Origin of the sequence: Antarcticimicrobium luteum (assembly GCF_004358185.1) — a bacterium.
Taxonomy (GTDB): domain Bacteria; phylum Pseudomonadota; class Alphaproteobacteria; order Rhodobacterales; family Rhodobacteraceae; genus Antarcticimicrobium; species Antarcticimicrobium luteum.
The window spans coordinates 74254-84699 of record NZ_SMUV01000056.1 but is presented as its reverse complement, the minus strand read 5'-3'; the positions used below and the strand labels follow the sequence as shown (position 1 = coordinate 84699).

The following is a 10446-nucleotide window of genomic DNA, read 5'->3' as shown; positions in this document are numbered from 1 at the left end:
GTCAGGCATGGGATGTCTCCAAAGAAAAACCCCGCACAGGGCGGGGCGATTGCAGAAAAAACGGATCAGGGATCAGATCAGGGTTTGGGCGACGCCCCCCAGCGCCGCTCGATCAGCTCGAACAGCCCGCGCGGGCCGAGGTAGCTGACCACCGCAACCACGCCGGTCGTCACGGTCGGCGGCAGCCCGCCAGCGCAGGGCCGGATTGACGCCAGCGGCAAAAGCACAGCTCAGGCAACCGGAACCGGGTGGGATTCCGGCCCAGCGGTCCCTGCATCGCGTGACGCTGATACGGCGTGGGCGGGACCGGATGAGGCAGGCAGCGGGGCGATTTCCTCGGACCCCGGAGAGCCCGCCCTCCCCTTGAGGTTTCGTCACCCCCACGGGTATCTCAGAATCAGGTCGATCTGGAGAAAGAACAGACCTGACGCACTGTTCAGGGCCAGGCGATTGCGAGCCTCGCGCGCCTGAGACGGTCGGTCGCCCATGCTCCCGGCGGCGATGCCGCGGCGATTCGCAAGGCCCCGCCGGAACCGCCTCGCCGCTGACGCCGGATGCGTTCTCGTTGGCGGCTGTCCCTCGCCAACCGGCCCGGCAGATTCCCGCAACAGCCGGGCGCCTATCTTCCCTGGCGCCCGGTGCAGCTTGCGGGTTGGGGTGTCTTGCCCCTCAACCCTTGTCCTTGGGGGTCCAGGCGAATTTCTGCATCACCGGGTCCACCGGCGTTTGAGCGACGTGGTTGGTATAGTTGCTCATCACTTTCTGGGCGAGACCGAGAATGATATCCAGCACATGGCGCTGGTTGTAGCCCGCCGCGTAGAATGCCCCGATCTGCTCGTCGGTCGGGTTGCCTCGGTTGTCCAGCATGATCAGCGCAAAGGTGCGCAACGCCTCCAGCTTGTCATTGGGCAGCGGCGTCTCGTCGCGCAGTGCGTTCGACACCTCGTCGCTGACGCCCATCATCTTGGCAATGCCGGTATGGGCCGGAACGCAGTAGTGGCACGCGTGATAAACGTTGATGGTCTGCCAGACCACGGTTTTCTCATCGGCGTCAAAGGCCGTTTCCTCGGCAAAGAGGCGATGCAGCGCCTGATAGGCCTCCAGCAGCGCGGGCGAGCCGGCCATCACCGCATGAAGCCCCGGCAAACGGCCAAAGGCCTTTTTCGATTTTGCTATCAGCGGCAGGGCGGCCTCGGGGGCGGTGGTTTCGTCAAACCGTTCGAACTTGGTCATGGGGCGTCTCTCATTCTTGCTGGATTTAACATCGATGCCCGAGTGGTGACTATTTTTGAACGATTGCTCAAGTAAAGCTTGAGTGATCGCTCAAATAATGTCCCGGCGGTCTTTCATTCGGGGCAGGAAGGGGCTTATGCTGACCATCATGTCCAGGACCGCCTCATATGACCGCGACGCCGCGCTTGACGCCGCAATGACCCTGTTCTGGGTCAAAGGGTTTAACGCGACCTCTCTGAAAGATCTGGAAGACGCGCTGCAGATGCGCCCTGGCTCTATCTACGCCGCCTTCAAGAACAAGGAGACCCTCTTCAGGGCGGCGCTCGACCGCTACGCCGAGCGCACGGCAGATGATTTGCGGACTCTGATCGACACAGCGGCGTCGCCCCTTGCCGCGCTGCAATCACATCTCAGGGGGCTGGCTCAGCTGGATCCCTGCGACAAGCCCTCCACCGCCTGCATGCTGGTGAAAACCCTGCTGGAAATCCCGCGCGGCAACGACTTGCGGGATGTGGTCACGACCCATCTCGACCAGATCGAGGGCATTTTGTCAGACGCCCTGCACCGCGCCAGAGCCCTGGGGGAACTGCCACAGACCTGCGATCCGGATCGCCTGGCGCATCGCGTTCAAACCTATATCTTCGGCCTCAAGATCCAGGCACAGCGGGAAACCGACGCAGAGAGCATGCGAACCCTCTGCGCGGATCTGGCCGATGAAATCGGTGGTCTGCGCCAGACGACCTGATGCCCGCTGCGCCGCTGATGCCGTGCGCCTTTGTTGCCCCCGCCTGACGGGGTGCCATTCGCACCTAGCGCATGATCAGAACCGGCACCCGGCAGGAGCGGATCATCTCGGTCGTTGTCGATCCGATGATGAGCGAGCGCACGCGCGAATGGCCATAGGCCCCCATGACCAGCAATTCATGCTCTCCTTCGGCCGTGATCTCTGCAAGAACCTTTTCCGGCTCGCCGCCGCGCAGAATGATCTCCGCGTCAAAGCCGCCCGCCTTGAGCGTCGCCGCCGCATCCTCGAGCGATCGGCGGATGTCCGGCGTGTCCTTGCCGGCGAACACCAGCGAGATTTTCAGACCGGCGAATAACGGGCTGCGCGAGATGTAGTCCACCGCCTTGAGCCCCGAGGCGCCGCCGTCAAAGGAGACCAGAACCTTTTCGGCCGGCCTGAAGGCCCGGTTGGCGATAAAGACGGGCTTGTGGCTGGCGCGGACGATGCGCTCCAGGTTCGAGCCCAGATGCTCCATTGCCACCCCGGCGGCCTCGCCGCGCTTGCCGATGACAATCATGTCGCCGGTTTCCTCTTTCGCGGTCACCGTTTCGACCAGATCGCCCTGGCGCAGCCGGGTCTCGACCTCGATCGGGCCGCCGGCCTGGATGATCGCCTTGGCGTCCTCGAGAATGGCGCGCCCATGCTCATGCGCGAGCTTGGCGCGCGCCGCGTCGAGGTCCGACAACTGCTCCAGAAGGCGCGTGCGCGCGCCCAGCCGGATCGCCCCCGAGAGATCCTGTTTCTCGGGCCCCTGCCGGCGCCCCATGACGTGATAGACCTTTACCTTCCAGCCGTTCCGGCCGGCGATCCAGGCCGCGTGATGGCAGACGCTTTCGGAATAGGCCGAGCCATCCACCAGTGCGATGAGCGTGTCGGTTGTCATTGGTCTTTCCTCCCTCAGTGGCCCATCAATTGATCCATCGCGCCCGGCTTGTCATGAATGGCAAGCTCGTCAACGATGGTCTCGGAGGCCTGGTTCAATCCGATCAGATCGACCTCGGCGCCTTCCCGGCGGAACTTGAGCACGGCCATGTCGAGCGCGGCAACCGAGGAAATGTCCCAGATATGCGCGCGGCTGAGATCGATGGTGACCTTTTCGGGCGCTTCCTTGAAGTCGAAGGCGCGCATGAAATCCTCGGAAGAGGCAAAGAACAGCTGCCCCTCGACGTGATAGGTGCGGTGGGTGCCGTCCGGGGTGATCTCGCTGCGGACCCGGAACAGCTGGGCGATCTTCCAGGCAAAGAAGATTCCCGAGAGCAGCACACCCACCAGAACCCCAATGGCCAGGTTGTGGGTGTAGACCACGAAAAACACCGTCGCCAGCATCACGATGGACGAGGATGTCGGATGTTCGCGCAGGCTCCGGATCGAGGACCAGGAAAAGGTGCCGATCGACACCATGATCATGATCGCCACCAGCGCGGCCATCGGGATGATCGCCACGATGTCACCCAGCGCGACCACCATGATCAGCAGGAAGATACCCGCGGCAAAGGTCGACAGCCGCCCGCGGCCGCCGGATTTCACGTTGATCATCGACTGGCCGATCATCGCGCAGCCTGCCATGCCGCCGATGAACCCGGTGGCAGTATTGGCGATGCCCTGGCCGATGCACTCCTGATTGCGGTCGGAACCGGTGTCGGTCAGGTCGTCCACGATCTGCTGCGTCATCAGGCTTTCCAGCAGGCCGACGACAGCGACCGCCAGCGAATAGGGAAAGATGATCGAAAGCGTCTCGAAGGTCAGCGGAATGTCAGGGATCAGGAACACCGGCAGCGTGTCGGGCAATTGCCCCATGTCGCCCACCGTGCGGACATCCCAGCCCATGGCGACGGTCAGGGCGGTCAGCACGACGATGGTGACCAGCGGCGAGGGAATCGCCCGCGTGATCCGCGGAAAAAGATAGATGATCGCCAGACCTGCCGCGACCAGCGCATAGGTCAGTATGGGCACTTTCGACGGGTCGAGCTCGGGCAGCTGCGCCATGAAAATGAGGATGGCGAGCGCGTTGACGAACCCGGTCATTACCGATTTCGATACGAAGCGCATCACATAGCCGAGTTTCAGCAGCCCGGCGCCGATCTGCAGCAGGCCGGCCAGGACCGTCGCCGCCAGCAGGTATTCAAGCCCGTGGTCGCGCACCAGCGTGACCATCAGCACCGCCGTGGCCGCCGTCGCCGCCGAGATCATGCCTGGGCGGCCGCCGGTGATCGCGGTGATGACGGCGATCGAGAACGAGGCATAGAGCCCCACCTTGGGGTCGACCCCGGCGATGATGGAAAAGGCAATGGCCTCGGGGATGAGCGCAAGCGCCACCACCAGGCCGGAAAGGAGATCGCCGCGGATGTTGTGGGTCCACTGGCGTTGGTATCGGGAGAGTGAGATCATGAACAGGTCTTTATCCATAGGCCGCGCGCAGATTGCAGCGGTCTTGATCGATGTCATCTGTTGATGGGTTATCCGGCGGATAGGCGGCCGGAAGAGCCAGCCGGGGATTCCGCCCGGCTCCATGTTCGCTGGCACTGCTCATAGCCAAGGTGACCGGGAATGCCAAGATTGCAGGCGTGATGTCCTTCGCTTTCGGGGATGTGCCGCCCGTTTGCTGCACAATTGCGCAGCGTTTCGAGCTGAGCTGTCCCTGACCTGCCCTCGGTCTTCCCCTCCTGGCGCTGGTCCGCGTGCCGGAACGCCCCCTCAAATACACCCAGGGACCGCCCGCCTCGCCGCCGATGGCTTGATCCGGGCCGCCGGCGATGGAACACTCGCCCGGCAACAGCCCGGAGATCCAGATGCTCGCCTACCTGACGCTGATCCTGACCTGCCAGCTTGCCGGAGAGTTCCTGGTCGGAGCCCTCGCCCTTCCCGTCCCCGGCCCGGTTCTGGGGATGCTGCTGCTGTTCCTCCTGCTGCTCTTGCGCGGCGAGATTCCCCCGGTACTGGGACAGACCGCCGACCGGCTGCTCGGTGCAATGTCCCTCCTCTTCGTTCCCGCCGGGACCGGCATCATGATGCACTTCCGCCTATTGGGCGAGGCGCTGGTGCCGCTGGGCGCGGCGCTGATCGTCAGCACGCTGGCGACGATCGCGGTGACCGCGCTGATGATGGGCTGGCTGGCAAAGGCGGAAACCGATGGGTAATCTTCAGGAAACCTGGGTCTATCTCAACGCCAACCCGCTGTTCCACCTGACCCTGACGCTGGTGGCGTTCCAGGCGGCGAATTGGCTGTTTCTCAAGAGCGGGCGCAATCCGCTGCTGAACCCGGTGCTGGGCGCAGTGGTGCTGATCGTCCCGGTTCTGATGCTGACCGGCACCGGCTACGGCACCTATTTCGAGGGGGCACAGTTCGTGCACTTCCTGCTGGGGCCGGCGACCGTCTCGCTGGCGATTCCGCTCTACCGGCAATGGCACCGGGTGCGCCGCTCCGCCCTGGCGATCGGCGCCAGCCTGTTGACCGGCTCGCTGACCGCGATCCTGACCGCCGCCGGGATCGCCTGGGCACTGGGCGGATCGCCCACTCTGCTGGCCTCGATCGCACCGAAATCGGTGACCGCGCCGGTCGCCATGGCCATTGCCGAGGAACTCGGCGGTCTGCCCTCGCTCACCGCCGCCCTGGTGATCGCCACCGGCATCATCGGCGCCATGTTCGGCCCGATGGTGCTGAACCTGATCGGGGTGAAGGACTGGCGCGCGCGGACTCGCCATGGGCACGGCCAGCCACGGCATCGGCACCGCCCGCGCGCTTCAGGTCAATGAGACGGCCGGCGCCTTCTCGGGCCTGGCCATGGGGCTCAACGCGCTGGCCACCGCGCTGCTGCTGCCGATCCTCTGGGGGCTGCTGTTCTGAGGCCGCCGCCGGTTCATATCAGTCCTGCCGCCGAAAGCGCCGAGGAGAGCGGTGCAAGCTGCGCCTCGTAGCGCCGCCAGCCTTCGTCGCTGCCGCGATAGATCGGCCGGCGCACCTGATCGGAGCTCGCGGTCAGGACCGCGCCGGTTCCCCGTTCGGGCGCGAGCCAGTCTTCGGTCCAGTCCAGCCCGGCCGCCGCGGCCAGCGCACGGGTGGCGCCCTCGGGGTCGGCCACCAGTTCGGCGTAGTCCAGATCGAAGATCCGTCCCGGGCAAACCCCGCGCCAATGCGCCATCAGATCGCGGTGCAGCACCATGAACCGGGCGATGTCGGCAGGATCATAGGCAAAGCCGTTGCCGGCGCCGGCAAAGGAATGGCGCCAGAGCGACCAGGCCACCGCCACCGGGTCGCGGTTCAGATGCACGATCCGCGCCTCGGGCAGCGCCGCGCAGATATAGCCGATCCAGCGGAAGTTCAGCGGCATCTTGTCGACCAGCACCGGGCGTCCGCCGGAATACTCCGCCAGCCCCGCGCGGATCTCGTCGCCGAGCGCGCCGAGATCTGTCTCGCTCAGCGCCTTGGTCTCGCGCGCCATGACCTCGCGCAGCAGGCGACCGACAGCGACCTGCACCACGGTCAGCTCGCCGCAGGGCTGGACGCCCTCGGCCCGCGACAGGATCCGTTCGGTCAGCGTGGTGCCGGTGCGCGGCAACCCGGTCACGAAGATCGGGCGCGGCCCCGCCCCGCCCTCCGTCCGCTCCGGGGCCGGCAGCGGCGCCTGGAACAGTGCTTTGCTCACCGCATAGGGCACCGCGTCGGTCTGGAAGTCATATCCCAGCGCCGCCCGGGTCAGCCGGTTTCCGGCCTCCAGATGGGCAAAGGCCTCGTCGCGCCGGTCCAGATCGTCCAGCGCCTTGAACAGCGCGAAATGCAGCGGTGCCGCGCCGGGATCGCCGGCACCGATCCGGGCGAGACAGGCGCGCATCTGCGCCAGGTGCGGCTCTGCCTCGGTATAGGTGATCGCATGGGCAAGGTTGCGGTGCAGGGCGGCGTTTTCGGGCGCCTGAGCGACGGCGCGGCGGAAGTACCCCTCTGCGGCGGCGCGGTCGCCACGGGCCCGCGCGAGAAGTCCGAGATTGTCCAGCGTCCGCGCCTCGGCTCCGGCCAGCCCCAGCGCCGCCTGAAGGCTCGCCTCGGCCTCCGCGACGCGGCCCATTTCACGCAGGGCGCGCCCCTTGACGTTCAGGGCGCCCGGATGCTCCGGAGCACGTTCCAGAACCGTCTCGGCCGCCCGCAACGCCGCCGGCGCGCGGCCCATCTCCAACTCGCAGGCGGCCAGGGCCAGGCCGACCTCGGGCAGATCCGGCGCCAGGGCCGCTGCGGTGGCAAGGCCGCGCGCGGCCTCGGCCCAACGGCCCGCGGATTGCGCCGCCTGCGCCGCCTTCAGCAGATCCGGCAGCGCGGCGGGGCGCAACGCTTCGAGCCCCTGCCGCGCCGGCCTGTTGCCCGGAAACCGGTCGAGGATGGTCTGATAGAGCGCCTGCGCGGTGATCCAGTCGCCGGCCCTGGCCGCCTGACGGGCGCGGCCGAGGGTTTTATCGGTGGACTGACGCGGGGGCATGCTGGCTCCTTCGGCGATGGCCCGGGCACCGTAGAGGCTCCGCGGCCGCGGTCAATACGGGTTTGTCCGCCGGAGCCGAACCACAGCGCGGCCCGGCGCGCAGCCTCAGGCAGGCGGCGTCATTTCAACCCGCGCGGCGCCGCACCCGGGCAGCGCCAAACACCCCTGCCCGTGCCTGCGCGGCCACTCAGTGCAGGGTCGTCTGGCGTTTTGGCTGACCCGCGACGGCGGCCACATGCATCACCGCCGCCTGGGTTCTGTCGCCGTCGATCACCAGCTTCGGTCCCAACGGCAGCGCGCCCATGCCCAGCCGGGCCATCCACCGCTTGAACACCGCCGGCACGATCCCGATCACATGGGTTGCCCCGCCGGCGACGGCGGCCCGTGCCATCTCGGTCAGCAGCAGCGCCTGAACCGGAATTCTGCGTTCGGCCTCGACATCGGGCGACACGAAAAGCCGGGTCGCCTCCCAGATATGATCGGCGACCGGCGCCTTTTCATAGAGGACATGCGGCGGGATCCCTTCGAGCAGACCCCGCTGGGCATCGCGCAGCATATAGCTGTAGCAGCCACAGCGCGCCGTCGTCGGCAACAGCCGGATACCCGCCAGCACCTCGCCGAACTCGTGCACCACGACCGACCGGCTCTGCGGCGTGTCGTACTGGTCGAACTCCATGCCGTCGACATTCGGAAGATCCCAGTGCTTGGCATCGATGAAGACACGTTTCCGCGCCTTCAGGAATTCAGCATAAAGCTCGCCATAGTGATGTTGTGTCTGGACCGACAGCACCGTCGAGCGCATATGGTTGGGAACCTTGCCCCGCACCAAAGCCTTGACCGCCGACGACTCGGGCCGGTCGCGGCGGATTGCAACTCTGGATAGCTGCTGGCTGGACGGCCCCAGCTCTACGGGGGCCAGATCGGGCAGGACATCACGTCCGCCCGTTCGCCTGCTTCTTGAGTGAAAGCCCATTTGTAACCTGCCGACTCGGATTAGTTTTTTATTTTGAGCGCATAAGTGAGAGTAAGAGTACCTGTCCCAACTTTTGCCACAATCAGGCCCTACTTCCATCAATGTTTATATATACAATCTATACGTGTTGCAAAATTGCATTCATGGTTGCCGGAACCTTAACAAAAGCAGGGCAAAGCGTTGTTCAAGCGACAGGACATTCAGGCCGCGGACGCGAAGACTCATCTTTGGGTGAATCGGCGGCGGCTGCGTGATTACGCCAAGGTCGGACGAAATCTGCTTCTTCAGCGCATCGCGATCTACTCTGCGGCCATTTTCCTGGCCGGGGCCTATTATGACTGGCGCATCGCGCTGGCCTTCTATGCGCTTGTCTGGGCCGCAGAGGCCTATGACATCGGAACCTTCCGCAGGATCCTGTCGACAAGCACCTGGGATTCCACAACCGTGCGCCGCTTCATGCGCGAGATCTATGTCGGAACCGCGATCAGCGCCTCTGTGATTTCCCTGTTCTGCGTATCTGTCTCGATCCAGCAGGGCACCCAGAACGGCCACTTCATGCCGCTTTTCATGCTGTTCTCCGCCTCGATCTTTGCGGCGATGAACAACCGCCATTTCCTGCCGGTTCTGGCGCTGCGCCTGGCAATCTACGTCGCCGCCATCCTGTTCATCCCGATCCGCGATCTGGCGATCGAGCGGCCGCCGCTGGCATCCGAACTGTGGATGCATTTCTTCACGGTGATCTTCGTGCTGGTGTTCATCATCGAGTGCTCGCGCAGCTTTCTGGCCGGCTACAACGAAAACCTCCGCGGCCGCCGCGAACTGGAGGAGGAGCACGAGCGCACCAAGGCCGCCTATCTCGCCAAGACGCAGTTTCTCTCGACCGTCAGCCACGAGTTGCGAACCCCGCTGACATCGATCAAGGGATCGCTGGAGATCATCAATTCGGGCGTGTTGGGCCAGCCGCCCGAAAAACTGGCCAAACCGCTCGACATCGCCACCCGCAACACCCGTCGCCTGGCCGACCTGGTGAACGACCTGCTGCTGCTGCAAAAGGCAGAGGCCGGAAAGATCGACTTTCATTTCGAGATCGCCGATCTCGGGGCGCTGATCACCGAGGCGGTCGAGCGCTTCCGCCCCTTTGCGGACCGCAAGAACATCACCGTCGCCATCGACCTGCCGGACGACACATGCTGGGCGCGGTTCGACAAGATGCGGCTCGACCAGGTGATCACCAACCTGCTGTCGAACGCCGCCAAATTCTCAGAGGAACACGCCGAGGTACGGGTTTCGCTCGCCCACAGGGGCGATGACCTGCGCGTGTCGGTCACCGACGAGGGCATCGGGATCGACGAGGGCGCGCGCGGCAAGCTGTTCGAAGAGTTCAGCCAGCTGGATTCCTCGAACACGCGCAAATTCGAGGGCACCGGCCTCGGCCTGAATATCTCCAAGCGGATCATCGAGGCGCATCAGGGCCAGATCAACTATACCAGCGAACTGGGGGTCGGCTCGACCTTCTTCATCGATCTGAAGGAGGAGGACGCCCCGATCCACACCTCGAAGATGGGTGCGGCAACCGCATCGGGGATTGTCGCCGCAGCCTGACCCCCGGATCACGGCGGGGTGCGCGGCGCCCCGGCTCAGACTGGCAGCGCCGCCAGCGCGATACGGCGCCCCTCGGACAGCAGCACGTTGTAGGTCCGGCAGGCCGCCGGAGAGGCCATCACCTCGACCCCGATGCCCGCCCCTTCCAGCGCCGTGCGCAGAGGGCCGGGAATATGCGCGATCTCGGGTCCGGTTCCGATAAACAGCACGTCGATCTTGCCCGCCAGCGCCAGCAGCGGCGCCCCGGCGTCCAGCCCCGGCCAGGGACGGGTGCCGTCCGCGCCGGTCAGAACCGCGCCCTCATGCACCTGGCCGCCGATCCGGAAAAACCCCGGCCCATAGCCCTCGACCGGGGCGGCGTCGTTGTAGATCACTTCGTTGAGACGCAT

The 10446-nt window shown here is 65.3% G+C and carries 10 protein-coding genes, 1 pseudogene and 1 other annotated feature; of the genes and pseudogenes, 4 read left to right on the top strand and 7 right to left on the bottom strand.

The window, feature by feature from the left end; all coding sequences use genetic code 11:
• Positions 1 to 77 precede the first annotated feature (77 nt).
• Complete coding sequence (locus E1832_RS22470) at positions 78 to 227, bottom strand: hypothetical protein (RefSeq protein ID WP_165978818.1); 150 nt, start codon at positions 225 to 227, stop codon at positions 78 to 80.
• 442 nt (positions 228 to 669) lie between these two features.
• Entirely contained in the window at positions 670 to 1233 is a 564-nt protein-coding gene (locus E1832_RS06575; RefSeq protein WP_133358936.1) for a carboxymuconolactone decarboxylase family protein, read from the bottom strand.
• Between the two features lie 136 nt (positions 1234 to 1369).
• Between E1832_RS06575 and E1832_RS06570 the strand changes: the two genes are divergently transcribed.
• Complete coding sequence (locus E1832_RS06570) at positions 1370 to 1978, top strand: TetR/AcrR family transcriptional regulator (protein ID WP_245513871.1); 609 nt, start codon at positions 1370 to 1372, stop codon at positions 1976 to 1978.
• A gap of 64 nt (positions 1979 to 2042) precedes the next feature.
• Here E1832_RS06570 and E1832_RS06565 read toward each other — a convergent pair whose 3' ends face one another.
• Positions 2043 to 2900 carry a universal stress protein gene (locus tag E1832_RS06565; RefSeq protein ID WP_133358935.1) on the bottom strand — a complete coding sequence of 286 codons (858 nt, stop codon included), beginning with the start codon at positions 2898 to 2900 and terminating at the stop codon, positions 2043 to 2045.
• A gap of 14 nt (positions 2901 to 2914) precedes the next feature.
• Positions 2915 to 4405 carry a SulP family inorganic anion transporter gene (locus E1832_RS06560; protein ID WP_133358934.1) on the bottom strand — a complete coding sequence of 497 codons (1491 nt, stop codon included), beginning with the start codon at positions 4403 to 4405 and terminating at the stop codon, positions 2915 to 2917.
• Positions 4406 to 4471: 66 nt separating this feature from the next.
• Positions 4472 to 4529, bottom strand: a sequence feature (sul1 is cis-regulatory element that is thought to sense ions involved in sulfur or methionine metabolism; They are found in Alphaproteobacteria).
• A 241-nt stretch (positions 4530 to 4770) separates the two neighbouring features.
• Between E1832_RS06560 and E1832_RS06555 the strand changes: the two genes are divergently transcribed.
• Both E1832_RS06555 and E1832_RS06550 read left to right on the top strand, forming a co-directional pair.
• Positions 4771 to 5154 carry a CidA/LrgA family protein gene (locus tag E1832_RS06555; RefSeq protein WP_245513869.1) on the top strand — a complete coding sequence of 128 codons (384 nt, stop codon included), beginning with the start codon at positions 4771 to 4773 and terminating at the stop codon, positions 5152 to 5154.
• Positions 5147 to 5861 (top strand): annotated as a pseudogene (locus tag E1832_RS06550) (LrgB family protein). Before E1832_RS06555 ends, E1832_RS06550 begins: the two are co-directional and overlap by 8 nt.
• 13 nt (positions 5862 to 5874) lie before the next feature.
• Here the strand turns inward: E1832_RS06550 and E1832_RS06545 are convergent.
• Both E1832_RS06545 and E1832_RS06540 read right to left on the bottom strand, forming a co-directional pair.
• Entirely contained in the window at positions 5875 to 7482 is a 1608-nt protein-coding gene (locus E1832_RS06545) for a tetratricopeptide repeat-containing sulfotransferase family protein (protein WP_133358932.1), read from the bottom strand.
• A gap of 187 nt (positions 7483 to 7669) precedes the next feature.
• Positions 7670 to 8284: an acyl-homoserine-lactone synthase gene (locus tag E1832_RS06540; RefSeq protein ID WP_133358942.1), complete on the bottom strand. Its 615-nt coding sequence runs from the start codon at positions 8282 to 8284 to the stop codon at positions 7670 to 7672.
• Positions 8285 to 8635: 351 nt separating this feature from the next.
• Here E1832_RS06540 and E1832_RS06535 point away from each other — a divergent pair, with 351 nt between their 5' ends.
• Positions 8636 to 10057, top strand: a complete 1422-nt coding sequence (locus E1832_RS06535; RefSeq protein WP_245513867.1) for a sensor histidine kinase — start codon at positions 8636 to 8638, stop codon at positions 10055 to 10057.
• A gap of 35 nt (positions 10058 to 10092) precedes the next feature.
• Here the strand turns inward: E1832_RS06535 and E1832_RS06530 are convergent, their stop codons facing one another.
• The gene (locus E1832_RS06530) at positions 10093 to 10446 is read right to left on the bottom strand and encodes an Mth938-like domain-containing protein (protein ID WP_133358931.1); all 354 of its coding nucleotides are present in this window, start codon (positions 10444 to 10446) and stop codon (positions 10093 to 10095) included.

What these genes read in the sequence shown, in the direction of transcription:
- E1832_RS06575 (WP_133358936.1), bottom strand. Translation starts at nt 1,233, where the DNA reads ATGACCAAGTTCGAACGGTTTGACGAAACCACCGCCCCCGAGGCCGCC.
- E1832_RS06570 (WP_245513871.1), top strand. Translation starts at nt 1,370, where the DNA reads ATGCTGACCATCATGTCCAGGACCGCCTCATATGACCGCGACGCCGCG.
- E1832_RS06565 (WP_133358935.1), bottom strand. Translation starts at nt 2,900, where the DNA reads ATGACAACCGACACGCTCATCGCACTGGTGGATGGCTCGGCCTATTCC.
- E1832_RS06560 (WP_133358934.1), bottom strand. Translation starts at nt 4,405, where the DNA reads ATGATCTCACTCTCCCGATACCAACGCCAGTGGACCCACAACATCCGC.
- E1832_RS06555 (WP_245513869.1), top strand. Translation starts at nt 4,771, where the DNA reads ATGGAACACTCGCCCGGCAACAGCCCGGAGATCCAGATGCTCGCCTAC.
- E1832_RS06545 (WP_133358932.1), bottom strand. Translation starts at nt 7,482, where the DNA reads ATGCCCCCGCGTCAGTCCACCGATAAAACCCTCGGCCGCGCCCGTCAG.
- E1832_RS06540 (WP_133358942.1), bottom strand. Translation starts at nt 8,284, where the DNA reads ATGCGCTCGACGGTGCTGTCGGTCCAGACACAACATCACTATGGCGAG.
- E1832_RS06530 (WP_133358931.1), bottom strand. Translation starts at nt 10,446, where the DNA reads ATGCGTCTCAACGAAGTGATCTACAACGACGCCGCCCCGGTCGAGGGC.